Raw genomic sequence first — 24,915 nt, 5'->3', positions numbered from 1 at the left:
CTCCGTTACATCCGTTAAATCCCGTACATTGCTCGTTGCCGAACTTCCTTCTTTCTTTGCGAATCACCCACTCACAATTTCCTAAACCCATGCTCAACACCGCTAAAAACCAGACGAACACCAAAACTCAAATCCAGCCGGGAAAAGACCACCGCCAACCTTTTTTGGTGATGGACAGTGTTTACAAAGAATATCCAAACGGTTACAGGGCTTTAGAAAACGTCAATCTGAATGTAGCTGAGGGAGAGTTTATTACTCTGATCGGACACTCGGGCTGCGGCAAATCAACACTGTTAAATATGGTGTCGGGTTTTAGCCATCCTAGCTCCGGTACCGTGACGATTAACGGGCAGCGGATTACAAAGCCGGGCCCCGATCGCATGGTGGTGTTTCAGGGTTACGCTTTGCTGCCTTGGCGGACGGTGTTTGAAAATGTTTATATAGCTGTTAATGCTGTATTTCCGAATAAGTCGAAGGTCGAAAAAAATGCGATCGTCAAAGAGCATTTGGCGATGGTGGGATTGACAGAAGCTGCTGAGAAAAGACCGCCGCAAATTTCGGGTGGGATGAAGCAGCGGGTTTCTATTGCCCGCGCCTTGGCAATTCGCCCGAAAGTGCTGATTTTAGACGAACCTTTTGGTGCTCTGGACGCAATTACTAAGGAGGAATTGCAAGAAGAGTTGCTGAAAATCTGGAACGATCACCGCTGTACGGTGTTGATGATTACTCACGATATTGACGAAGCGCTGTTTTTGGCCGATCGACTGGTGATGATGACTAATGGCCCATCGGCGACAATTGGCGAAGTTTTGGAGATTCCTTTTCCGCGTCCGCGCGATCGGGTTCAAATGATGGAAGATCCGGAATACTACAATTTGCGGAACTACGCCCTAGATTTCCTGTTCCGTCGTTTTGCACACGATCACGATGCCTAATCAGTTGGGAAATCCCAGTTAAAGAAGAGAATTATAAGACTTCTCGAAAAATTTTAATTCTTGTGCGGAGTAGGGGTTGGGCATCCTGCCGGCGAAAGACGAACTTTTTTGCAGAAGTCTATTGAAAAGTTGAAGCCTCAGTGTTCCCCGGTTTCAGGGGAACATCGCTAGGGGCGCAATTTTCCCGATCCGGTTGGGTAAACTGAAGCTTAATGGTGGGCGATAAGTTTTTTCGGACGTTCGGATCTTTTTCCGATATTTTACGTCTACCAGCCAAGAGACCCGATTGCCTAGCTGTCGGTAAGCTGGCATGAACAAAGCCCACCTTCGATCGAGGGTGGGCTTCTTCTTCATGTTATTAACAGTTTTTGGGCGATCGAGGGTTTGTGCATTCCACCCTTTGAACTGGCACACTGTGGGAACGTTTATCGGTGTTTCATGAATTAAGGCTTTTGTCAATATAGCGGTTTTCAGTTGAGTAAAGTACAGAGGATCGGGTAGGGAAACGGCTGATCCTAAGTCCGGCGCGGGGTTCTGTGACTTTTAACAATTGGTATAAGACTGATGATGGTAGCCAGCAGACTTTTTTAAATTGGTCTTACTCAGGTTTGCACGGAAAAATCCTCTGGGTCAATATCCCAATTTACCCAGCGAATTGCCTCAAGAGCCGATCGCACATCAGGCGGCACTCGCAAAGCGTGAATGTGTCCCGTACTCGGACAAGTCATTTTTAACAAATAAACTGGCTTTGCATTACCCACCCAATCAAAATCATCGTCAAACTCGATGCTTAATAGAGTGTATTCCTGCCAACTATCTAATTCTGTCACCGCTAATTCTTGACAAATGCGATCGTAAGTAATTCCCTGAATTAACGCGCGCCGAACTTCTGCATTCTGTTCCTTCAACACCCACTTAGACTGCCACTGGTGCGGGTGCAGCCTACCGTACCATTCGGGCAAAATCACGCCGTGATAGGCGTAAATCGAAAAACCGTCGGCAAATTGTACCGCCGGTTTTCCTTCGGCGTGCAAGCGGTGGTTGCTGTCTGCAGAAAGTGCGATCGGCTTTTCGCACACAACACAAACTCGCTCGAAGGGATAAATCCAGCCGCAATCCCGCACAAGAGATTGAAAAACTATCCAATTTCTGCCGTAAGAATGAGGTAAATTGAGAACGGAAATACAAAAATCTAACAAACTGCCACAACCAGCCCACAATTCTGGTTGAATGCAATTATTGAGTTGTTTTCCTAGTATCTCCCAGTGGATTTCTTCATTCCGCTCATCGATCAACTGTTGCGGCGGCAATTGGCTTGCTATTTCGCCCGCTAAATAATTGCGCTGCGGCTCCCACAATTGCGTTTGCAGTTGAGTATAAAGTCTATCTTCTAGTTGAGTTTGCAGTTGATTTTGCAGTTCGCTTTCTAATTGACCCCGCAGATAACTCCGCAGTTGTTTTTCTAGTTCGCTCCGCAGTTTTGTCTCGAATTGACTCCGCAGTAAGCTCCTCGGATTGTCAATTTGACTGAGGATTATATCAGCAGCTTCGTACGGGCGATCGACAAAAATGATTTCCGGTGCTTTTTTGCCGATCGCACTGTAAGCCGATTTTATTGTTTCCGCAGCTTGCGAGCGATTTATCGGGCCAGTGGAAAGCGAGATCGCTCTCCACTTTTCCCGATAAACTGGAATGAAAGCTGCTTGTTCTGGCGTTAGTTTTTTAACCTTAGTCTGCGACATACCTCCAACCTTGCGGCTCATATTCGCGCTGAATTCGCACCATCCAATTACCTTCGGGAATTGCGATCGCATGGTGTTCTTCGTGACTCAATAAAGCTGTGGGTGAAAGCACCCGCAAGTACAGAGTGCCGTCTTTTTCGTAAAGTTCAGCTTGTCCCTCAATAATCTGGTGAGAATGTCCCGTGACTTCACCTTCGGCGAGAGTTAGGTGAGGTTTTTTTTCTCCTTCGATTTTCGGTACGGGAGTGAGAATTACGTCGCCTTGTCGGATGGGTTGCATAGGTTGTTTCTAAATTTTGTTTACTGGTGTCGATCGATCGAGCTTTTCTACCGTAACTTAATACTACATTCGTAATACATGGCTGTCAACAGCCACAAACCAAATTCCATAACTCTTTGCTGCACTGACCGACGTTATCTGGGAAGGTGAAAGTGCGATCGCAGACAGAAATGCTAAAGTAGAGGTTAGTTTCGAGAAACTTTTAGGTTTGAATGCCTACCTACCTGGTGCTAGAGGGTTTGTATCGAATCACTTATTACTTGACCTATTTGGCATTGCCACCTATTCACCTCGTCTGTGTTGACAACAGCAAAAATTTGTTCGTATTGGCTAGATATGAGGAGGAAATTGAGATTAAAATTGCTCCAAATGGGGAGGTATTTTAATGAGCCAAGTAGATTATACTGCAATGTCATATGCAGAATTGAAGCGTTATTTTCTTAAAAATCGCGGGGATAAAGCTGCCCTGCAAGCCTACTTATACAGGCGGAAAAAGCGATCGAATTCAATCATAACGAAAGTGGGAGATTCGGATTTCCATACTAAGATTGAGGCAGCCATTCGCCAGCAAATGAAAGAAGACAAAGATTAGTATTGTATCCTAACAATATATTTATAAATGGGGGAGCGATCGCCCAAACCACTTTTTCTCTAAACCGCAGAAATCCCGCGCCGAAACTCCTTAACTGCTTCAACCCTAGAAGCCATCAGCAAGCAGCGAGACAGCAGGTTGATGTCTAAACCGGGCAGAACTTCGCTTTGGTCAATTTTTTCATATCCGTGCGATCGCAAATGATACAGGCCAAATACTCCGTCTTCCCAAAACCAAACTTCGGGGACTCCTAATGCTTGGTAGCGATTCAATTTGCTTTCTCCCCCACTGGTAAACACTACTTCGATGGCAAGATCGGGGGTAATACCTGTTGACTTGCCAATTAAAAAAGATTCATCAGCTTGTACTGAGACTTCCTGTCCCTTCTCTTGGGTAAAGCTACCCAACGGGTTAAATTCAATCTCTTTTTCCACAAAGTAGTCCATCAGCAAACTTGCGATCGTCCTGCTGAAAGATTCATGTTCTTGCGAAACTGCCAAGATTTCTACCTCACCTTTGAAATAAAACAGTCTAATCCCGGGGGAATCCGAAAACCCCTGCTCGATTAGCTTGAATTGTTGCCAATCAATCCCGGAGTGAATTAGGCGCTGGTCTTTTGGTTTGTCTAAGGTTGCTGTCATGGCACGACCTCCTTTAACTATTTTATAGCAATTTGAATTCGCACAAGTTTACCAGCACATTGGTATGGTGCGTCCGATGCCAAAAACTTGTTTAAATCGAAACGATCGATGTCAGAGGCATCATACAAGTTGATTTAACTATTATATTATCCTTCAACTGTGGCCACCGAAACTCGATCGCGCCCTGCTTCTTTCGCCCGATAAAGCGACTCATCGGCGATCGCAATTAGCTCCCCCGGCTGCGAGATCGGCGCCGGAATGCAGCAAGCTACACCCAAACTCAGCGTCACGTATTCGCTGACAGCAGACTTAGCGTGAGGTATGTGCAAACCCCGCACCTGTTGTGCGATCATTTCAGCTACGCAAGTCGCACCTTCAATATCCGTATTCGGCAAAACTACTACAAATTCTTCTCCACCGTAACGCGCTACTAAATCTGCCGGTCGCTTTACCGAATGTTGGATAACCGCCGCCACTTTCCGCAAACATTCATCCCCCGCTTGGTGACCGTAAGTGTCGTTGTAAAGTTTGAAATAATCAATGTCGCACATAATCAAAGACAGCGGTGCTTCTTCCCTTGCCAAACGCCGCCATTCCGTCTCGAGGTATTCATTAAAAGAGTGGCGGTTTCTTACCTCAGTCAAACTGTCGTAAGTGGCCAAATAGTGCAAGGCTCTATTCACCGTTTCTAACTGCTTTTTCTGCTGCTGCAACTGACGGTTGAGCTCCGCCAACTGCTGTTCGGCTGAGTGCGATCGCAACAAATTTCTCACCCTTGCCAGCAATTCCCTCTCGTCAAAAGGCTTTGAAATATAATCATCAGCACCCGCATCCAAACTTTCGATCCGAGCTTCCATCCCCGAGCGCGCTGTCAAAAAGATTACCGGAGTCGATTTCAATTCTGGCGTGTTCCGAATCTCCTTAAGCAAATCCAGACCGTTTTGTCTGGGCATGATTTGGTCGCTCACAATCAAATTTGGCTGCAAACTTTTGGCTTTTTCTAAACCTTCAACTCCGTCACTCGCGACGGCGACTCGATAGTAAGGAGTTAATAAAGTTTGGAGGTAAGCCACCAAAAAATTGTTGTCTTCTACTACCAGCAACAGCGGTAATTCTCTGCTGTCAGTTGTTAATAGTTCCCCATTATTTTTGTCGTCAGAACTGTTAGGTTCCGGCAGCGGGGTCTGGGGTCGGCTCGCCCCGACATTTCCCGAATCCCACTCTCCGGCGCCGAATCCAGTCAGTCCAGCCAATTGGGCGATCGCGCTCACCAACTGATTCGCTTCCACCGGCTTCGACAAATGCCTCTGAAACCCCGCCTCCAGCGCCGATGCCGAATCTTCTTCCTCGATGCCTTCCGTCAGCGCCACGGCCGGCAGCAGTTCCCTGTGCTCGGACATTTCCATTGCTCTGATGCGGCGGATCAAATCGCAGCCATCTGCTCCCGATACCGTCATATCGCTCACCAACACGTCGGGCCGCGACTGTTGCAACTCCGCCATCGCTTCGCAGGCGCTACCCACCGCTGTTACCTTGGCTCCAAATGCTTCCAGGCCAGTTTTGAGAAATTTCCGGATCTCGGCGCTGCTTTCCACTACCAGGACTTGCTTTCCGGCTAGGGGTTTGGAAACCGATCCGGGTCTGCTTTCACTTTGGGCGATCGCAGCAGTGCGATCATCGGGTGCATTTTTGTTGGCACTCGGTAGCAGCACCCCAAAGGTCGCCCCCTGACCGATACCCGGACTCGAAACCCAAACACTTCCCCCGTGCAGTTCCACCAACTGCTGCACAATTGAGAGCCCCAGCCCAAGCCGGTGCTGTTCCTTGCTCTGAAAGCTGTCTGCGGGGCGGAAGTAGTCAAAGATGTGTGGCTGAAATTTGGGGTCGATGCCACAACCGCTGTCGCTGACCCGAATCAAGACGCCGGACGGACTAGGCTCGATCCGCACTTGAACTGGGTTTGGTGTCGATTCTGGGGTGAATTTGATGGCGTTGGTAACGAGGTTCCAGACTACTTGTTGCAAACGTTCTGCATCTGCCCAAATGTAATCGACGGCGGGGTCGAAATGTTTTTCTACGCGGATATTTTTAGCCTGGGCGTCGGGACGGAGGGTATCGATCGCAGATTCTACGATCGACGGGAGGTGAACTCGGCTGATGTTCAGGCACACTTTCCCCCGCAGCAGCCGCGAGAGGTCGAGGAGATTGTCTATTTGTCGGTTTTGTAATTTGGCGTTGCGCTCGATGATTTCCAAAGCGCGGCTGGTGGTGGCTTCGTTGAAATTGCGCGATCGAGCTAGCTGCGCCCATCCCAAAATCGCGCTCAGGGGCGATCGCAGTTCGTGGGATGCCATCGCCAGAAATTCGTCTTTTGCCCGGTTGGCTGCGACTTGGGCGGCTTCAACGGCTTTGCGATCGGTGATGTCGAATCCGATCGCCAAATACTGACAGGGTTTTCCCTTACAGTCCAACAGTGGAACTACTGCTGCGTACACCCAATAATCAGTTCCATTCTTGGCTTTATTCTTAATGTCTCCTTGCCAAACTTCACCTTTGGCAACAGTTGACAGCAGATTTTTGATTAATTCCGAAGATTTATATTCCGAATGGAGGATGCGGAAGTGGCTGCCGATTAGTTCGCCCTGGGAATAGTTGGAGAGGGAGCAAACTCGTTCGCTGACATAGTTGATAATTCCTCGCGCGTCAGTCCTCACCGCAAGTGCGGATCGGTTGATCACTCTTTTAAAATCTAAACATTCTTGCAGCAACGAATCTAGCTCTTTGGTCGTAGAAAGTTGATCGAGCTGATCGGACGCGTTTTGTTGCTGGCGATCGGGCTTATCCTTACTCCGTTGTTGGATTTCCATAACTTCTATTTTCCCCTGACGGCTGACACCTAATCTACTTGCACCCTGATTCATTATCACAATTTTCTTTCCCGCACCGACGGGTGTAATATTTTGTATCTCTTCATCTTCCTGAAAAATTGGCAGGTACCACATCCACTCGGGAGTCAACTCAATTTTTGTTTATAGTTGGCTAAAGTTTGTCAATCTGAGGACTGATTTTTTCAGATCTAGCCGATGATCGGCTGGTGGCTCCTTCGTTTTTATCTTTTATATTTTACTAGGGGGAATCACGGAGAAATTTATGGTGTGGAGCACACACCGACAGTTGCATTCTTGTTTGAAACGGGTATCATAAGCGTCAACTTTTTTCTCACAATTACTCCTAGTATCTGGCACAAAGTCTCGTCTTCGGCAGGCTTTCGAGTCTGTGGCATTCTGCCTCATCTGCACTAAAGGAGATATAGGTGCAGGGCTAGACAGTTCCCAGCTCAGGGGCGGGTTTGGGCGCACAAAGTCCCTGTCTGGCGATCGTCCGTAACTTCTTTTAAATTATTTTCTTATACATCTTGACAGGTCTGTACCTTTTTTGTATTATGATATGTAATATAACCTCAAACGATAGAACAGCCAAACTGCATTGGCGCACTCAACTATTAACAAGTTCAGGAAAATAGTCTGTGAATTTAGACACTGTACGCGAGCAATTTGAACAAAGAGCATTTGATTATGACGGCTTAATTCCTCGCCTCATTCCGCGCTATCGCGAACAACACGATTTAATATTGCAGTTAATCCCTTTTCAAACTAATGCTAACATAAAAGTTCTGGATTTAGGGGCGGGGACAGGCATACTGTCTGCAAGGATTTTGTCAGCATTTCCTCAAGCAAATGTCCTAGCCTTTGACATGGCGGAAAATATGCTGAAAATTTGCCAAACAAACTTGTCCGCTTTCCGAGAACGGCTGACCTTGCAGCAAGGAAATTTTGCCGAAGATGATTTCGGCAGCGGTTACGATTTGGTAGTTTCAGGCTTAGCAATTCACCACCTCGACAGCGCAGGCAAACAACAGCTATTTCACAAACTTTTCCACTCGATGAATCCAGGGGGAATCTTGCTAATTCGAGATATTGTGACAGGTGCTACTCCCCGGCTGACTGAGCAATACGAACAGTTGTGGCGGCAGTACATGAAAGCTAACGGAGAAGACGATGCCGCCTGGTTTAAAAAATATCGAGAAGAAGATATTCCCTCCTCTGTGGAAGAGCAGACAAAGTGGCTTGCAGAAGCTGGTTTTGCCTCCGCTGGATGTCACTGGCGCTATCTAAATTTTGCTGTTTTTGGCGGAGTGATCCCAAGGTAGAAGGCATTGGGCAGAATGCAGAGTTTTTGATAATTATTAAAAGATAAAGCTCGTGATAAATCGCACAGTTAACACTTTTTATTTTCCGGACACCGAACCTAATTATGTAGGTGCTTAAGAGCGGATATTACCGCTATAATTCGCGCGTAAGATTATTTTTTACCTCCGGAAATCCTTGTCCGAAAACCTGTAGAGGCGGGTTCACTCAAACGCCCTCTGGCAGTGCAAGCCGATTCCACCAACCCGCCTAAAATCAACGATATAACTCGCTAGTGACATTTTGGGAAAGGTGATTTAAAAGCTCAATAAATAAAGTAAAATGATCAACGCTTCTCGGTTAGTAAAAATCAGCCGATATCTCAGCAAACACCTGCGTCACGCGCCCTCGCGCATCGGCCTTGAACTCGCTCCCGGTGGCTGGGTTCCTGTTAGCAAACTCCTCGAGGCGTGCCAAAAAAATAACTTTACAGTTCAGCTTGCAGAACTCAAGGAAGTAGTCGCGCAAAACGACAAGCAGCGCTTTTCATTTGACTCTACAGGCACTCTAATTCGTGCTAACCAAGGACACAGCGTAGAGGTTGACTTGCAGTTAGAACCCGGTGTTCCCCCGGATATTTTATATCACGGAACAGGTAGCACTGCTGTGGAGTCTATTCTCACTCAAGGAATTAGGAAAATGTCGCGGCATCATGTTCATTTGTCGATGAATATCCAGACGGCGCGCCAAGTAGGTGCAAGACATGGCATCCCGGCAGTCTTTACTGTAGATGCCGCCGCCATGCAACGTGATGGTCATACATTTTACTGCTCGGCAAACAAAGTTTGGTTAGTAGATTTTGTGCCGCCCGCTTATCTCAAAATAAGTGGATAATTTTCACTTATTTTGTAGAAGGTGTACCACAAAAACTGTAAAATAAGAGTAAGTAGGAGTTTTGCAAAATGAGTGCGGAAGACATGGGTGATCGCGAAAACAATTTTCATCAAAACAATTCTCCAAATAGAGGTCTGCTAGGCTCTGGTTGGCGACCTTTTTACCGTCAATTTGATTGGGAACACGTGGTACATTTAGCGTCTAGCGATCCCTTAGAACTAGCTCAAAAAACTTTAGGGGCAGCTAGCGACATTGCCGACGCAATGGGACGACACCAATATACTTGGTGGGCAAATATTTTAAATGTATTCTCGGAAAATACTCGCTACGAAATTGATGAATTTTGGGATTACATTACTCCGCAGCCAGTTTACCCGGATTACCGCTACAAAGACGTTTTAGTTACCGAAACGCCTGTGGTGCAATTGGTCAGCCGCGCTAGCATTCCCATCGACTACGTTCTCAATAAGCTCCAAGAGATTACTGTTTTCAAAGTTCTGGATTTGCTAGGGAAACCGGATGCAATTACCCAGTCTTTTATGGAGCGACATTTTTCTTATCCCCCGGAGCGGTTTGTTAGCTGGGAACGCTTGGAAGTTTTGGGTACTGTTTATGCTTCTTGGGCCCGATTCGGCTGCTGGCTGCAAATTGACAGCTACGACAGGGGAAGACGCTGCTACACTCTAATTTGCCAAGATATTGCGCCGCTCGTTAGCAAGGCAACTTATAATTTAGCGGTGATTCTGGGCGGGTACAAAAGCCGCGTCGGACAGGTTCACAGCCAGTTCCCAATTCGCACGTTTTCTGCGGAGGTTCAAAGTTTTACCGATACAGTTCAGCAGGCAATTCTCGATAAAAATCAGTTGGCTGTTTTGGTTAGTGGCGAACCGGGAACGGGCAAAACTGCTTGGACGCAAGCGGTAGCAAAGGAAATTTTAGTGCCCCTGGGTTATGTAATTTTTATCTTAGACCACGATGCTGTGGAAAATTTTGTGCCTCCGAGTTATTTAGAGCGGATTTGTATTATTATCAACGAGGCTGATAATTTGGCTCAAGATCGATCGACCGCAGAAGCCCAACGCACTAACAAAACTGAACACATTTTGAGTTTGCTGGATGGAACTTTGTATCAAAGCGTCATCGACGAACACGGCATTCAATTTCAGCAAAAACTCGTAGTTTTGATGACTTGCAACACCACTGAAAGATTAGATCCTGCAATGTTACGGAAAGGCAGAGTGGATTTTACCAGTGAATTTACGCACAAATTTGTTTGAGCGCTCTCTTGCATTCTCAAGCTATCTGGCGATCGCACTCGCTACACGATCTCATACCATGTTCGATGTGGGATTTTCAATTAAAGAATTGGGAAGGACTGAGGAAGCTCATGGTTTGGATCACGGGCCTACAGTTGCTTTCTTTTGGGAACTTGTATAAAATACCGAACAATCACCAGGAAATCTTCTGAATATCAAAGTTTGGGGGAAACTTTCTTGAGTACCTATAGACCAAGGGTGTCAACAATCGCCTAAAACCCTTTGTCTCTCTCGTTTTTTGCCTAGTGTCGCTGCCCTCTTGCGCCCCCGCATAGTCGGGGCAGGCAAGAGATCACTCCAGTCTCCTCCGACTATTCGGGGGCGCCGGCGTGATCTATGCCTAATGGTCAAACAGCAAGCGGGCACTAGCTTTGGTCTTAATTTGATAGCAATGCCTATAGACATATCCCCATCAAAAATGATATCAATGATGGGTGAGACCCTCTAAGGATATCGACCGAGAGAGCACATCAGGGGAAAACAGCATTTTTGGTCTCAAACAGAATTTTTCAAACTGACAGCTATGGAGGAAATCCCAAACCGTGCACACTAAGCCAGTTCAGCAAAAAAGTCAGGGACTGGGAAGGTACGTTGACGGGACTGTCCCGATCGCCCAACAACCCGCAGAGGCAGCCGTGTCCGAGAGTAAAGACCGATTTCGGCGGTTTGTCGAGCGCTCCGCCGAGGCCGTGGCAATGGTAGATTGTGAAATGCGCTATCTGTCGGTTTCTCGTCGCTGGGAAACAGATTGCGGGTTGGGCGACGGCGAGGCCATCGGCCGATCTCATTGGGAACTGTTCCCGAATCTCCCGGAATATTGGGAGCAAAATGCCCAGGCTTGTTTGACGGGAGTTTTGGAATACAGCGAGTTTGTGGCAGGGCGAGCGATCGCATCTGTATCAGGAAAAATCGCAAGCGACTCTTTGAGTGCCTCGGTCAAATGGGTATTTCAGCCTTGGACAAATAGCGAAGGTGCGATCGGCGGTTTGATTTTGTTTGCATCTAAGATAGCTGAGGCTCCCGCTCAAACTAATTGCTTTAATAAATTTCAGTCCGAGGTCAAAATCACGCAGTTAGAAACTATACCACAACTAACTCAAATTGCCCTCGAAAATGCTGCTGATACAATCTTTTTTACTACCTCCGACGGTCAAATTTGCTACGCGAACAAAGCTGCTTGCCATCTTTTCGGGTACTCGGAATCGGAACTGCTAAACATGAGGGTTAGCGACATCGATTCGCAGTTGTCAGCATCGGATTGGCGAGAACACTGGGCTCAACTGAAGCAGCAAACCAACCTCACTTTTGAAACCAGTTACAAAACCAAAGACGGCCCCAGTTTTCCCGTTGAAGTTAAAGTCAATTATTTAGAATACGGCGGTTGCGAATACCGCTGCGCGATCGCCCGCGACATTTCGGCTCGCCAAGTAGCAGAATCAGCGCTTTTAGAGGCGAAAGAGCAACTTCAAGCCGTTTTGGACGCCGTGCCGGGATTAGTTTCTTGGGTAAGTTCCGATTTGCGCTACTTGGGAGTAAACCGACATTTAGCTAGCGCTTACAAAATGCCTGCCGAACTATTTATCGGTCAAAAAGTAGGTTTTTTAGATACAAGTCCCAAATTTAACGATTTAGTATACGATTTCTTTGCAAACCATAAAAAGAAGACATCTCAAGAAGTAACAGCGAGCATCAGAGGAGAAAATAAAACTTATCTCATTGTCGCTCAAAAATACCATAACAGTACGGCGGCGGTATTTGTCGGATTGGATATTACAGAAAGCAAACAGTCTCTTTTAGCTTTGCAAGAATCCGAAGAACGCTTGCGACAACAAGCGGCTAAATTAGAGCAAACGCTGTTAATTTTGCAGCGAGCTCAAACTCAACTGGTTCAAACAGAAAAGATGTCATCCCTGGGGCAGTTGGTAGCAGGAATAGCGCACGAAATTAATAATCCAGTTAGTTTTATCTCCGGCAATGTCAGCCACGCCACCGGCTACATTCAAGAACTGCTGCGAGCGATCGACCTTTACCAAAAGTATTATCCCCGTCCCGTGCGGGAAATTCAAGATTTGATGGAAGAATTAGACTTAGACTTCATCAAAAAAGACTTGCCAAAACTGCTAAATTCAATGAAAGTCGGTTCGGAAAGGATTCGCGATGTCGTGCGATCGCTCCGCTTGTTCTCGCGTACCGACGAAGCCCAAATGAAGCCTGCTGATATCCATGAAGGTTTGGACAGCACTTTGCTGATCTTGCAAAATCGCCTGCAAGCTAAAGGGGGACGGCCGGGGATTTCTCTAGTTAAAGAGTACGGAGATTTGCCGCAAGTTCACTGCTATGCGGGACACTTAAACCAAGTGTTCATGCACTTGTTGACAAATGCGATCGACGCTTTGGAAGAAGGGGGGAGACATCACGCAAAGTATGGTAAAAATCAAAATCAGTCTTACTTGTCTTCAGCCAGGTCGAGCTCTGAAATATTCACTCCCGAAATTCGGATTCGGACCTCCGTGGTAGGGGAAAACGAAGTTGCGATCGCCATTAGTGACAACGGCCCTGGCATGACTGAAGAAGTCCTCGACTGCATCTTTGACCCTTTGTTTACCACTAAATGTCCAGACACGAGCACTGGTTTGGGTCTAGCAATATCCCAGCATTTAGTAGTAGAAAAGCACGGCGGTAAGTTGCACTGTGTTTCGCGTCCGGGAGAGGGAACAGAGTTGATAATTAGAATTGCCATCGGCAACGATTAATTAGCTGTTTACGGATAGGAAATAATATGGTTATTGAGTGGCTTAAATTTAAAGTACCTCAAGAAAAGTGGGAGCAGTTTATTCAGCGAGATCAGGAAGTTTGGACGACGGGACTAAAAAGTTGGGACGGTTTTTTAGGCAAAGAAATTTGGGTAGATCCGGTGGAAAATGAGGTGGTGATGTTGATTCGCTGGGAAACTAGGGAGAAGTGGAAGGCGGTGCCACAAAGCACAATCGACGAGTTGGATGCCAAAATGGGCGATTTGCAAATTGCGATCGCCGAAAGTCGCGAATATCAAGTTCGCAAGTTTTTGCATTAGTCATCAGTCATCAGTCATCAGTCATTAGTCAGCATTTAGGATCTCAAGGATGGTGGGATTCTCTACCGGCAGTTCCAGAGTCAATGTGCTTGTTTTTTTACCGACTTTTGGAGTGCTTATCAGAGAGTTTTTCCAAAAAAGAGACAGCAATAAGTAGTCAAGAAAAGTGGCAAAACTTCCTATAGAGAAAGATTTAACAATACGATGAGACAAAGAATATCTCGTCTCGTCAGAAAAACTCTTTCCTTTTCTAAAAAACTCTCCAATCATATTGGAGGAATCTGGTATTTTGTCCATGAGTAGAATGCCTGTTTATCTATAGAGTGAAATCCTTATTTTTTCATGACTATGCAGGACTACCCACTTCCGAACTATAAAAACAAGTTATGTCATTGTTGGCGACAGAAAACCATCCAGTAAAGCTTGCCAAATTGCTACAAAACGGACAAATATCATCATCAGATTTGCTAAACGCCTTGCAATCTCTATCGCGGCGCTGCTTAATCGAAAAACAGGAAAGTCTTTACACTTTGCCACCTGTACTGAAGCAATATATCAACGGGTTATAACCAAATTAGTCCTGGACGCATAAATACCAAAGAAACCGGGTTTTTTACCGAGTCAGCAGGCTGCGACGAAGTATTTTTGTAAAAAAAACGGTTTCTGAACCCCATGCGTAAGTCCTAATTTTAAGAAAGTTTTGCATAGAGAGCTGAAATAAAATTAATGCTTAAAAAGCCTACTGCGAGTACGAGAAGGATAAAGATGGCGATACTGAAAATAGACTTTAGCCGATCGCCAATTCCGGGTTTTTCTGAGTTCATTGGTCAATTTTTACAGTAAATTTGCTCCGGGTCATTGAGAAATAGTAAATTATACCAATGCGCGAACAGAAAGGCAACTCCCGACAAGCTCCAAACGACGATCGTCCTCAGTAGGTCGCCTTTTTTTAACTTTTAATCTAAAATCTAAAATCTAAAATAGTCTTAGGCATTTTTCGGTTAACCTGGACAGCTATTGTCGATCGCCCGAACCCGATGGCGCTAACTCCTGTAAAATAGAGGGCGCGTTGGGGCGAACCTTTTAACAGCCTGAATTGGGCGCGATCGTCACAGACTCCCAAATACATAATAATATGGCAGTCATCCTTAACTTACTCACAAAGGTAAAAATAGAAGAGTGCCAAGAAATAATCTAAAACATATAACTGAAAATAAGGATAGAAATCGATGCTCCACCCAGTCTCGCAACCTTACCAACAACGAGCAAATACTATGACCCAAAGAGCCGTGCGGAAGCCAAAACCCTCTGTTGCAAACCACTTGAGACCAAGTTTTCCTCAAAGGCACTGGCTGGAGCTGGCAGAGTACGCCTCTCTGGCGGCCTCTGGTGTGGGTTCCCTGGCGGTGGCAGTGTCGGGCCAAGCTTTTTACGGGGTGGCTCCCCTAACTTTGGCTTTGTCGCTGAATGTTGCTAACCGGTATCGCTTCGAGCAGCAAGTGCGCCTGCATCAAAATTCGGAAATGGCCCAAGTCCAAAAGTCTGTCAATAAAGTCGAAAAAACGGCGGTGACGGTAATTGTTAAATTACGCAGGCAGTTGTCTGCAGATATTGCAGCGCTGCGCCAGCAAATGGCGACAATGCCTAGGGCTGAGGGCTTTGAGGAGTCGATCGATATCCAGCGGCAGTTGCTGAGTTTAGGAGAGTCGGTAGCTTCTTTGCAAGAAATCGTGGCGTCTGCTGTGCTCGATGTCCGCCAGCAGGTGAACGCACAACTGCAAGATTTATCGGTGAGCCAACGGGCGAATCTCCAAGCTGTGGAACAGGCTATAGAGCAACTGCAAAGCGCGACCCAAGGCTTGACAGAAACTTCTATCAGCCGAGACGACTGGGAAGTAGTAAATACTCGATTTTTGGAAATCCAGAAAGTCATGGCCAATTTGCAAAGCCAACTGCAAGCTCCCGCGCACCAATCGACTCCGGATTTGTCGATCGTCCAAGCTCAAATCCACCGTTTGGAACACGAGCAGCAAGAAGTTGTCAAACCTCACCTCAAGCGCTTAATCTCGGTTGTCAGGGAGTTGCAGCACACACAAGAGAGTAGTCATTAGTCATTAGTTGTTAGTCATCAGTCAGAAGGAAGATTTTTCCACTCAGACACTCACATACTCTCAGACTCTCGCCCGATCGAGTCGAACTTTTAAAGGCAATTGTGTTACAAAATGAAAAGCTAATCTGTCTAGTTCACCTGTTTTCAACCTGTTACAAGAAAATTAAATGACTGCAACCGTAACTATTGCTGATAACCCGTTACTAATCGGTCAAGGATTGCCTCCATTTGACGCGATCGAACCACAACACGTCGTCCCCGCCCTCACCCAACTGCTGACCGAACTAGAAGCCTCGCTAGCTGCCTTAGAATCGTCTGTCGAGCCGACTTGGAGCGGCTTAGTAGAACCCTTGCAGCGGCTCGGAGAGCGTTTAAATTGGAGCTGGAGCATTGTCGGACATTTGATGGGTGTGAAAAATAGCCCGGAACTGCGATCGGCTCAGGAAACAGTGCAGCCGGAAGTAGTAAAATTCTGGAGCAAGCTCAGTCAAAGCAAACCGCTTTACGAAGCTTTTAAAGCGCTGCGGGCTAGTGAAAATTGGGACAGCTTAGAGTCAGCTCAACAGCGAATTGTCGAAGCCGCTCTCCGAGACGCCCAACTCTCCGGCGTCGGTTTAGAAGGCGAGCAAAAAGAGCGTTTTAATGCCATTCAATTAGAATTGGCCGAAATTACTACCCAATTTTCCAATCACGTCCTCGACGCTACCAAAGCATTCAGCCTCACCCTCACAAACAAAGACGAAATTGACGGTTTGCCGCCGAGTTTGTTGAGTTTAGCAGCTCAAGCCACTCGCAGCGCCGGCGAAGAAAATGCGGATGCCGAAAACGGCCCTTGGCGGATTACTTTAGACTTTCCCAGTTACGGCCCTTTCATGCAGCACAGCACGCGCCGCGACTTGCGCGAAAAGTTGTACAAAGCTTTTATAGGCAGAGCAAGTAGCGGAGAATTGAATAACTGGCCGTTGACCGATCGCATTTTAGCTTTGCGCCAGGAAAAAGCTGCTTTGCTCGGGTTTAGCAGTTATGCCGAATTGAGCTTGGCGAGCAAAATGGCTCCCGACGTTGCAGCAGTGGAAGCTTTGTTAGAAGAATTGCGCTTAGCTAGTTACAGTGCTGCTGTCAAAGATTTAGAAGATTTGAAAGCTTTTGCTGCCGAAAAAGGCGCGCCGGAAGCTGGGGATTTGAAGCACTGGGATGTAGGTTTTTGGTCGGAACGGCGGCGGGAAGAAAAGTTTGCTTTTAGTGCCGAAGAATTGCGCCCTTACTTTGCTTTGCCGCAGGTATTAGAGGGGTTATTTGGATTAGTAAAGCGGCTGTTCGGCGTGACAGTAACTGCGGCAGACGGTCAAACTCCTGTCTGGCACAAAGATGTGCGCTATTTCCAAATAGATGATGAAGCAGGAAATGCGATCGCCAATTTCTATTTAGACCCCTACAGCCGCCCCGAGGAAAAGCGCGGCGGTGCTTGGATGGACGAGTGCGTGGTGCGCGCTAAATTTGTGGAAGCGTCCAAGACAACCACGCGGTTGCCGGTGGCTTATTTGGTGTGCAACCAAAGTCCTCCTGTGGACGGCAAACCGAGTTTAATGACTTTTGGGGAAGTCGAAACTTTGTTTCACGAATTCGGTCACGGTTTGCAGCATATGCTGACAACGGTAGACTATCCGGGGGCTTCGGGCATCAATAATGTTGAGTGGGATGCGGTGGAATTGCCCAGTCAATTTATGGAAAATTGGTGTTACGACCGCGCGACTTTGTTCGGGATGGCAAAGCATTACGAAACCGGGGAAACTTTGCCGGAACACTATTACCAAAAACTGCTAGCAGCGCGCCACTACATGAGCGGCACCGTCATGCTCAGGCAAGTACATTTTAGCAGCGTTGACATCGAATTGCACCACCGCTATCGATCGGGCGGCAGCGAAACTGTGGCCGATGTCCGCAACCGCATCGCTAAAACTACGACTGTTTTGCCTCCTCTGGAAGAAGACGCATTTTTGTGCGCTTTCGGACACATTTTTGCGGGCGGCTATGCGGCGGGGTATTACAGTTATAAATGGGCGGAAGTGCTCAGCGCTGATGCTTTTGCGGCGTTTGAGGAAGCGGGTTTGGAAGATGAAAGTGCGATCGCATCTACAGGCAAGCGCTTCCGAGATACAGTGTTAGGATTGGGCGGCAGTTTGCACCCGATGGAAGTGTTTAAAACTTTCCGGGGACGCGAACCGAGCACTAAAGCTTTGTTGAGACACAGCGGTTTAGTTGCGGCTTAATTTAAGTGTGGAATTACTGGGGATTAATGCGGGTGAATTTATCTGCATTAATCCCTGTTTTTTGTTGAATAAGATTTATACATATCCTGTATGTGTAGGGTGCGGTGTGGATGAAGTCTTACCCCTACCCAGCAGATTCCAGGGTTATGAAGTACACAACAGATCGTTCGTTCCCCGTAGGGACACGGCAATGCCGTGTCCCTAAACTTCATAAAGCGGGAATACGCTATAATTTATGCGTAAAACAACTTTTTGCGTAAGTTTTATTGTTATAAAATTGATAATTGGAGCCAGACTTTTTTGTATTAATATTAATAGGACTAAAATTATCACTACAAACCCATTTTAGTGTAGAACATCATGCAATAAACATCTGTAGTTTGGCACATCATCCCCAATCTTTTGGTAAAAAATCGGGCAAAAAGTGCGATCACCAGCAGCTTTTAGTTTAGGTTGAAGGCTCATCCAAGCAGCATTGGCGAATATTTTTTGTCATTTAACACTAATTATACTTAACTTTCCCTCTCCCGGAAATTAACTTTATATTTCGCAACATTTACGGGTTGTTTTATCGATACAGCTAATGCTTTTATTTGCAACTAAAAATAGATGCTTTTACGGAATCTTTAAGATAGAGTGGCAACAGCGAGTCTTTTTTAAATTTTTGATAAAGAACGGGGTACTCGGCGTCAAAATGGTAAAAAATTTAGGTAGAAACTAAAAAACTTAGTTGGGATTAATTGGAGGATTCTCAGAAAAAATCTTTGTATATTATATGATAAAAAGTAAGGATTGATAGTCAATCGTTCACCTACAGATTAAAATTTTCATGGATATTCAATTAATTAATATCGGTTTTGGTAACATTGTGTCTGCTAATCGAGTGATTGCCATTGTCAGTCCCGAGTCAGCGCCAATTAAGCGGATTATTACTGATGCGCGGGAGCGGGGACAACTTGTTGACGCAACTTACGGCCGCCGCACGAGAGCGGTAATTATTACAGATTCGAGTCACGTCATCCTCTCGGCGATTCAGCCGGAAACGGTTGCTAATCGTTTTGTGATCAGCAAAGACGGTCAAGGTCGGGATGATTGAGGTTTGTCAGTTGCAATTTGAGCGCTTACAGTTTAGAGTAAGCGGAAACTTGAATTGTTACACGTTTCTATTCTAAAAATGAAATCCGGTAAATTAATTGTTTTGACGGGGCCTAGCGGTGTGGGGAAAGGCACCCTAGTACGATCGCTCCTCAATCGCCATCCCGAATTGTATCTTTCGGTATCGGTGACAACTCGATCGCCCCGTGAGGGAGAAATTGAGGGACAGCACTACTATTTTGTCAGCCGCAGCCGCTTTGAACAAATGGTTGAGGCTGGAGAGTTGGCGGAATGGGCTGAGTTTGCCGGTAATTTTTACGGTACTCCTTATTTTGGTCTCAAGCAAGGAATTGGTGAGGGAAAATGGGTAATCCTCGAAATTGAGTTGGAAGGGGCTAGGCAAATTAGGAATAATTTTACCGAGGCGCTGCGAATTTTTATTTTACCTCCTTCTTGGGAAGAATTGGAACGGCGCCTGCGGAGTCGGGGTCAAGATTCCGAAACTGCGATCGCCCGTCGGTTGCTGCGGGCTAAAGAGGAAATTGAAGCGGCGGGGGAATTCGATTTCCAAGTTGTTAATGATGATTTGGAAGTTGCTTTGAAAAAGCTAGAATCAATACTTAATTTGGGTGAGCTTTCAGGTAACTAATGACTAATTACCCATTTCTCCGTCCTGGCTAAAACTTCGCTACTTTGTTTGATAGCAACACAAACTTTTAAATTCAATTCCAGAATATTCAATGAAGGCGAAATTTTTCTCAACGGTTCAATTTCGCGAGGAGAACAGCCCAACATTTCCATATAAGCTAGCGTCCACCCAATAGCTGCAATATCCCCTACATTGCCTTCTCCGGCGCAAAGGTGACAGCCCAATTCGCCCTCCGGCCCACACTCAGGACAAACCCAATTGCCCAGTTGTGAATGGGGCAGATTTGTGCGCGAGGCGGATGCAATTGTTAATGCTTTAATATGATTTTGAACTACTTGTTTAAAACCTCGGTTTTGGTTACTGCGGGGGTCGGAATTACCGTGCGATCGCCCGATTGCTACGGCTTGCTGTTGTGGCGAAGCAACAAAGGCTGTTTGGTTCTCCCTGGTTACTCTAGATTCGCCTAGGTTCGCAGTTAGCTGAATACCATAGTCTTTCGACTCCGCAGTCTGAGAGTGGTTGAGTGCGCTGGAGGAATCGGGTTCGGAAGTTGTGAAGGATTGTTCTATGCGATCGGCAAAATCTTGCATTGAGAGGTGATGTTCGATCGCCAAAGACCAAGTTCTTTTATGTCGGAGGTCGCCATATTTTCTGGCTTCTTCCTCAGTAATGCCGATCGCCGCAGCCTCTTGGCGCAGCACATTCATCGAAGTCATTGTATCTGATATCATTAGTTTGTTTGCAGTTAAATTTACGATCGCCCGCTCAGCCTACAAATAAATTACCTTAGATATACTACAATAGTCCGGACTATTTTGATATCCTAGTCGGCAACCCTTGATTTTCCGTTAGCAAGTCGATTCTGCAATCGCCCTGAAACCCTTATTTTACCCTTGGCAATCACACACTGTCCGAAGCATTGATAGTAGCCTAAATCTAAAATCTAAAATCTAAAATCTAAAATTGGATGACTTCAATTCTTCCCGATACAGCTTTATCTGTGGCCGGACTAACATCATACCTGCAAGACTTGTTGGAGGGCGATCGCAACCTGCAATCAGTTTGGCTGACAGGCGAGGTGTCGAACGTTTCGCACCACCCCAGCGGCTGCTTTTTCACTCTGTGCGACACCGACAAAAGCGCTGCTATTCGCTGCGTGGTGTGGAATTCTCAGCGGCAAAAATTGGTGCAAATACCCGCAAAAGGAGAACAGTTGCTGGTTTTGGGAAGCATCCGGGTTTACAAAAATCGCGGCGAGTACCAGTTGACTGTTGTGCAATCGCTACCGGCTGGGGAAGGATTGCAGGCTTTGCGGTTGCAGCAATTGCGATCGCGCTTGGATGCTGAGGGTTTCTTCGATCCCGCCCGAAAGCGCCCGATTCCCGCACACCCGCAAATTGTGGCCGTGGTGACATCAGATACTGGGGCTGCTTGGGGAGACATTCAGCGCACTCTAGCCCAAAGATATCCAGGTTTGCGGGTGTTGCTGTCGCCGACAGGAGTGCAGGGAGAATTGGCTGCTGCTGCCATTGCTAGGGCGATCGCCCGGGTAGAATTGGACGGTAGGGCGGATGTGATTATTTTAGGGCGCGGCGGCGGTTCTGCGGAAGATTTGGCTTGTTTTAATGATGAGAGAGTTGTCAGGGCGATCGCCAATTGTGCGATTCCAATTATCACTGGTATTGGGCACGAAAGAGACGAATCTCTCGCCGATTTAGTAGCAGATAAACGAGCCCACACTCCCACTGCGGCGGCGGCTCAAGCTGTACCAATTTTAGCAGATCTTTATTTTGAACACAAGCAGCGAATGGTCAATTTAGCAAGTGCTGTGCGGGCAAGATTTCAGACAGAAGAAGAGCATTTGCAACTGTTACAAAATCGATTAAAACGCTTGCCTGCGACATCTCGAACTTTGCGGCAAGCAACTGGTAAACTGGAAGTATTGCAAGAAAAGTTATCCGCACTGAATCCGGCAGCAGTATTGCAAAGGGGTTATGCGGCGGTAATCCAAAGTGACGGTACGATCGTCCGCACAACTGACGGTTTGGAATGGGGAGAGGAATTGACTGTGAGGTTGAGTCGGGGCGTGCTGAAAGTTAAGATTGTAGAAGTATTGGATGCAGAAGAAAAGTTATGATTGATTCGCAGTTGCGCCAGTCTGACTGGAATTATGAGGAAACGGTCGATCGAATTGAAGCGATTATCGATCGGGTGGAATCAGGAGATTTGCCTCTAGAAGAGGTTTTCGAGCAGTTTGGGGTGGCTGTGGAGTGTTGGCTGGAGTGCGAAAGCTTTTTGGCGCGAGGGAAGGAACAGATGGATTTGTCGATCGAGCTTTTAGCTGCGGAACCCGATTTTTAAGCGGAGATAAACTCGGATTAATGTAGGTGAAATAGCAGGTGAAACCGAAAGTCCGACAGGGAATTAATTCCCTGTCTCATAGCGAAAGTCCTCTGAAGAGGACTGTTAAATTCATTAGTCCTCTTTAGAGGACTTGCGCTATGAGGCGGGGATTTCAATCCCCGCCGGAATGTGTGTCAGACGTGTTTGTTAACACCATCAAACACCATAAATCAATGCAAACCCTGACAAATAAACCCCGACCAATAAATCAAATCATCAAAAGGATTTGACCTAGTGTAAAGATTTTTTGCCAAACTTTCATATCCTTTCTTCCGTTCCTGAATCTGATTTTCCTGCTTCGCTATTTCCTTCAACTTCTTATCCAACTCCTTAAACTCATCCGTCCCCCTCTTGTATGGTTTCTGCCGCAATTTTAACTCCTCCTTTTCCTTTTTAACCGCAGCCAGTTCTTCCTCTAACTTCCCAATAATTGTCTGAAGCAACGGATCGATTTGCGGTTTATAAAGCCGCTGCAACTCCGCACCCGAAATTGTCCGCAACCTCACCTGTGCCCGTCGCAAAGCCTCTGGACGACTCAAACCTTCCCGACGATACTGATAGTAAAAAATCGAAAACAGCGAAGTAGCAAAATCATCCACCGCCCACAAAGTGCTGACCACACTCCGCGTCCCCGCACACAAAAACCCCGTTCCCAAACTAAGAAGATTATCGGTAATTTCCGTCCCTCCTAAATTAGTTTCGCAGCAGGACATAAACACATCAGATAACTGCGGCAAGCGCCAACCCGGTGTCATCAATTCCCCTAACGTGATACTCCCGTCTCCTAAAAACAATCGCGATTCTAAAGGATTGTCCAAACGCGAGACAGCGTGGTGACTGGAGTGGATTACATTCACATTTTGGGCGAGGTTTCGATAGGCTGCGACTGTTGCTTCTTGACTTCCTTTTAACCGCTCAGGTTTGGTCACAATTTCGGCAATTTGTTCGCACTCAAAAGGAGTGAAGTACAAATCATCAGTGGCATTTTCCACAATTCCGTATGTGGGCGATTCGATGGTTTCGTCTTTACTGCAATACTCCAAAATTCTGCAACTGGGAACGTAACGAATCAGGAAATAATTGCTAAGCACCCCCCCCGGCCCCCCTTTGCTAAGGGGGGGAGAAAGAAGAGATTCTTGTTCCTTAGCAAGCCCAGAATCGAGATTCTTAAGCCCCCCCTTAGCAAGGGGGGGTTGGGGGGGTTCTATCGGCAATGCCGCCAGCGGAATATGATGCAAAAACAGATGCGGAATCACAATCAATTCCTCAATTCCATCCAAACAATTACCAATCAACTCATCAACTTTCAACCGCTGCGACAACTGAGACAAAAACTCACCCATCCCCTGTTGCCAAGCTTTCTTATCCTGCAAATAAGGCAACAACCAACTCTCGCGAATCCACTTCTGGAAACTTCCCCAACCCTCTCCCTGACAAGTATGAATCTGCGGCGCTTTATCCTTGTAAATCACAAAAACATGAGTGTCATCATCCGTCGTGTAAAAACAGAGAATCGCCGTCTTTGAATTGTCAATCAATTGTTGCATCGCCGCAAACTGCATCGGATCGACTTGAACTTGTCCAGCTAAAACAGGATCTAAACTGCGAATATTTTCCCAGATTTGCTGTTTTTCCCTTTCCAATTCTTGAATCTTCTCCGTGTAAGCAGAAGTATCCGCCCGACTGCGCGACTGACTCCCCACACCTGCTAATTCTTTATTGCCTTCAGAAGGTTTGCGGAGTTGTTCAACTTCTGCGTCAATTTCCCGCTGCTTCGCCTCAAATTCCTGCAAATACTTTTGCACTGCGGGCGGAATTTGGCCGCTAGCATACAAATCATTGCTGTGCATTAAATCGACTAAACGCTGAGCCCGGGTTCGGTCGCAATATTCTATGGCTTTTTCCAGTTCGTTGTTGTTGACGCAAGCTTGAATTGCCTTTTCGTAAACATCGATCGATCCTGCTAAAATCTGCTGGCGGATATCGTCGGAAATTGCCCAACTTCTGGTTTTTTCTACCGCTTGAATTGCTTTCTCGAAGCCTTCAAGCGCGATGTCCCAAAAACCAGCAGTGAAAGCGGTATTGCCGAGGTTTCTACCTGATTGCAAGCAGTCTAAAGGGAAAGCAGTAGGAGTGCGAATTTCTAATACTAAGCGAAAACAGGCGATCGCCTCTTCTATATTCGCCGCCCTGACTCCTTCTATTCTCTCACTATAGGTAAGACCCAAATTGTTTTGAGTCATTGCCCAATATTCGGGATAATTTTCGCGGGTAGCGACTTTTAATGCTAAGCGACAACAAGCGATCGCCTCTTCTATATTCGCCGCCCTGACTCCTTCTATTCTCTCACTATAGGCAGTCCCCAAATTGTTTTGAGTTAATGCCCATTTTTCGGGATAAGCCTCGCGGGTATAGACTTTTAATGCTTCCCGATAACAAGCGATCGCCTCTTCTATATTCGCCGCCCTGACTCCTTCTATTCTGTCACTATAGGCATTCCCCAAATTGTTTTGAGTCCCTGCCCAATCTTCGGGATAATTCTCGGGGGTACGGACTTTTAATGCTTCCCGATAACAGGCGATCGCATCTTCTATATTCTTTGCCCTGACTCCTTCTCTGTCACCATAGGCAGTACCTGACGGGGTGACAACCCCGTCAAAAGCAACACCGGTGGCGGATTTGGCCAACTTGAGCTAAAAAAAGATGGGGTCTCCGTTGTTTAAGCGTC

19 protein-coding genes and 2 pseudogenes are annotated in these 24,915 nt (G+C 46.5%); 15 read left to right on the top strand and 6 right to left on the bottom strand.

What is annotated here, in order from left to right; genetic code table 11:
* Positions 1–89 precede the first annotated feature (89 nt).
* Positions 90–935 (top strand): ATP-binding cassette domain-containing protein, encoded by an 846-nt coding sequence (locus D0A34_17195; protein ID UNU20377.1) that lies wholly within the window; start codon positions 90–92, stop codon positions 933–935.
* A gap of 602 nt (positions 936–1,537) precedes the next feature.
* Here the strand turns inward: D0A34_17195 and D0A34_17190 are convergent.
* Positions 1,538–2,677 (bottom strand): hypothetical protein, encoded by a 1,140-nt coding sequence (locus tag D0A34_17190; protein ID UNU20376.1) that lies wholly within the window; start codon positions 2,675–2,677, stop codon positions 1,538–1,540.
* A complete protein-coding gene (locus tag D0A34_17185; GenBank protein ID UNU20375.1) occupies positions 2,664–2,957 on the bottom strand; it encodes a hypothetical protein in 294 nt (97 codons plus the stop codon). Before D0A34_17185 ends, D0A34_17190 begins: the two co-directional genes overlap by 14 nt.
* Positions 2,958–3,342: 385 nt before the next feature.
* Here D0A34_17185 and D0A34_17180 point away from each other — a divergent pair, with 385 nt between their 5' ends.
* Positions 3,343–3,549: a hypothetical protein gene (locus D0A34_17180; GenBank protein ID UNU20374.1), complete on the top strand. Its 207-nt coding sequence runs from the start codon at positions 3,343–3,345 to the stop codon at positions 3,547–3,549.
* Between the two features lie 59 nt (positions 3,550–3,608).
* Here D0A34_17180 and D0A34_17175 read toward each other — a convergent pair whose 3' ends face one another.
* Together D0A34_17175 and D0A34_17170 are read right to left on the bottom strand one after the other, a co-directional pair.
* The gene (locus D0A34_17175) at positions 3,609–4,190 is read right to left on the bottom strand and encodes a Uma2 family endonuclease (GenBank protein ID UNU20373.1); all 582 of its coding nucleotides are present in this window, start codon (positions 4,188–4,190) and stop codon (positions 3,609–3,611) included.
* A gap of 146 nt (positions 4,191–4,336) precedes the next feature.
* Positions 4,337–7,192: a diguanylate cyclase gene (locus tag D0A34_17170; protein UNU20372.1), complete on the bottom strand. Its 2,856-nt coding sequence runs from the start codon at positions 7,190–7,192 to the stop codon at positions 4,337–4,339.
* Between the two features lie 524 nt (positions 7,193–7,716).
* Here D0A34_17170 and D0A34_17165 point away from each other — a divergent pair.
* The 11 genes and pseudogenes from D0A34_17165 (at position 7,717) to D0A34_17115 (ending at position 19,784) form a co-directional block, all read left to right on the top strand.
* Entirely contained in the window at positions 7,717–8,400 is a 684-nt protein-coding gene (locus D0A34_17165; protein ID UNU20371.1) for a class I SAM-dependent methyltransferase, read from the top strand.
* 322 nt (positions 8,401–8,722) lie between these two features.
* A complete protein-coding gene (locus D0A34_17160; protein ID UNU22345.1) occupies positions 8,723–9,271 on the top strand; it encodes an RNA 2'-phosphotransferase in 549 nt (182 codons plus the stop codon).
* 68 nt (positions 9,272–9,339) lie between these two features.
* Entirely contained in the window at positions 9,340–10,548 is a 1,209-nt protein-coding gene (locus tag D0A34_17155) for an AAA family ATPase (GenBank protein ID UNU20370.1), read from the top strand.
* 581 nt (positions 10,549–11,129) lie between these two features.
* Positions 11,130–13,340, top strand: a complete 2,211-nt coding sequence (locus tag D0A34_17150) for a PAS domain-containing sensor histidine kinase (protein ID UNU20369.1) — start codon at positions 11,130–11,132, stop codon at positions 13,338–13,340.
* 26 nt (positions 13,341–13,366) lie between these two features.
* Entirely contained in the window at positions 13,367–13,660 is a 294-nt protein-coding gene (locus D0A34_17145) for a TIGR03792 family protein (protein UNU20368.1), read from the top strand.
* 38 nt (positions 13,661–13,698) lie between these two features.
* Positions 13,699–13,963: pseudogene (locus tag D0A34_17140) on the top strand (IS1 family transposase).
* A 62-nt stretch (positions 13,964–14,025) separates the two neighbouring features.
* A pseudogene (locus D0A34_17135) lies at positions 14,026–14,229 on the top strand (ATPase).
* Positions 14,230–14,889: 660 nt separating this feature from the next.
* Positions 14,890–15,771 (top strand): hypothetical protein, encoded by an 882-nt coding sequence (locus tag D0A34_17130; GenBank protein ID UNU20367.1) that lies wholly within the window; start codon positions 14,890–14,892, stop codon positions 15,769–15,771.
* A gap of 166 nt (positions 15,772–15,937) precedes the next feature.
* The gene (locus tag D0A34_17125; GenBank protein ID UNU20366.1) at positions 15,938–18,040 is read left to right on the top strand and encodes a M3 family peptidase; all 2,103 of its coding nucleotides are present in this window, start codon (positions 15,938–15,940) and stop codon (positions 18,038–18,040) included.
* 829 nt (positions 18,041–18,869) lie between these two features.
* Positions 18,870–19,136, top strand: coding sequence for a DUF370 domain-containing protein (locus tag D0A34_17120; GenBank protein UNU20365.1), 267 nt, complete (start codon positions 18,870–18,872; stop codon positions 19,134–19,136).
* A 78-nt stretch (positions 19,137–19,214) separates the two neighbouring features.
* Positions 19,215–19,784: a guanylate kinase gene (locus tag D0A34_17115; protein ID UNU20364.1), complete on the top strand. Its 570-nt coding sequence runs from the start codon at positions 19,215–19,217 to the stop codon at positions 19,782–19,784.
* On the opposite strand, the gene D0A34_17110 is transcribed toward D0A34_17115, so the two are convergent.
* Positions 19,781–20,500 carry a hypothetical protein gene (locus tag D0A34_17110; protein ID UNU20363.1) on the bottom strand — a complete coding sequence of 240 codons (720 nt, stop codon included), beginning with the start codon at positions 20,498–20,500 and terminating at the stop codon, positions 19,781–19,783. The two genes, D0A34_17115 and D0A34_17110, sit on opposite strands and share 4 nt — an antisense overlap.
* A gap of 251 nt (positions 20,501–20,751) precedes the next feature.
* Between D0A34_17110 and xseA the strand changes: the two genes are divergently transcribed.
* Entirely contained in the window at positions 20,752–21,921 is a 1,170-nt protein-coding gene (xseA, locus tag D0A34_17105; protein ID UNU20362.1) for an exodeoxyribonuclease VII large subunit, read from the top strand.
* Positions 21,918–22,145 carry an exodeoxyribonuclease VII small subunit gene (gene xseB / locus D0A34_17100; GenBank protein UNU20361.1) on the top strand — a complete coding sequence of 76 codons (228 nt, stop codon included), beginning with the start codon at positions 21,918–21,920 and terminating at the stop codon, positions 22,143–22,145. The genes xseA and xseB overlap by 4 nt, the downstream gene beginning before the upstream one ends.
* 212 nt (positions 22,146–22,357) lie before the next feature.
* Here the strand turns inward: xseB and D0A34_17095 are convergent, their stop codons facing one another.
* Positions 22,358–24,874: a CHAT domain-containing protein gene (locus D0A34_17095; GenBank protein UNU20360.1), complete on the bottom strand. Its 2,517-nt coding sequence runs from the start codon at positions 24,872–24,874 to the stop codon at positions 22,358–22,360.
* Positions 24,875–24,915 lie beyond the last annotated feature (41 nt).

Source organism: Microcoleus vaginatus PCC 9802 (assembly GCA_022701275.1).
Lineage (GTDB): Bacteria > Cyanobacteriota > Cyanobacteriia > Cyanobacteriales > Microcoleaceae > Microcoleus > Microcoleus vaginatus_A.
Note: the sequence above shows the minus strand (reverse complement) of the source record. Positions and strands in the feature narration are given on the sequence as shown.

Coding starts and splice junctions, on each gene's coding strand:
- D0A34_17195 (UNU20377.1), top strand. CDS start 90: ATGCTCAACACCGCTAAAAACCAGACGAACACCAAAACTCAAATCCAG.
- D0A34_17190 (UNU20376.1), bottom strand. CDS start 2,677: ATGTCGCAGACTAAGGTTAAAAAACTAACGCCAGAACAAGCAGCTTTC.
- D0A34_17185 (UNU20375.1), bottom strand. CDS start 2,957: ATGCAACCCATCCGACAAGGCGACGTAATTCTCACTCCCGTACCGAAA.
- D0A34_17180 (UNU20374.1), top strand. CDS start 3,343: ATGAGCCAAGTAGATTATACTGCAATGTCATATGCAGAATTGAAGCGT.
- D0A34_17175 (UNU20373.1), bottom strand. CDS start 4,190: ATGACAGCAACCTTAGACAAACCAAAAGACCAGCGCCTAATTCACTCC.
- D0A34_17170 (UNU20372.1), bottom strand. CDS start 7,192: ATGTGGTACCTGCCAATTTTTCAGGAAGATGAAGAGATACAAAATATT.
- D0A34_17155 (UNU20370.1), top strand. CDS start 9,340: ATGAGTGCGGAAGACATGGGTGATCGCGAAAACAATTTTCATCAAAAC.
- D0A34_17145 (UNU20368.1), top strand. CDS start 13,367: ATGGTTATTGAGTGGCTTAAATTTAAAGTACCTCAAGAAAAGTGGGAG.
- D0A34_17130 (UNU20367.1), top strand. CDS start 14,890: ATGCTCCACCCAGTCTCGCAACCTTACCAACAACGAGCAAATACTATG.
- D0A34_17125 (UNU20366.1), top strand. CDS start 15,938: ATGACTGCAACCGTAACTATTGCTGATAACCCGTTACTAATCGGTCAA.
- D0A34_17120 (UNU20365.1), top strand. CDS start 18,870: ATGGATATTCAATTAATTAATATCGGTTTTGGTAACATTGTGTCTGCT.
- D0A34_17115 (UNU20364.1), top strand. CDS start 19,215: ATGAAATCCGGTAAATTAATTGTTTTGACGGGGCCTAGCGGTGTGGGG.
- D0A34_17110 (UNU20363.1), bottom strand. CDS start 20,500: ATGACTTCGATGAATGTGCTGCGCCAAGAGGCTGCGGCGATCGGCATT.
- xseA (UNU20362.1), top strand. CDS start 20,752: ATGACTTCAATTCTTCCCGATACAGCTTTATCTGTGGCCGGACTAACA.
- xseB (UNU20361.1), top strand. CDS start 21,918: ATGATTGATTCGCAGTTGCGCCAGTCTGACTGGAATTATGAGGAAACG.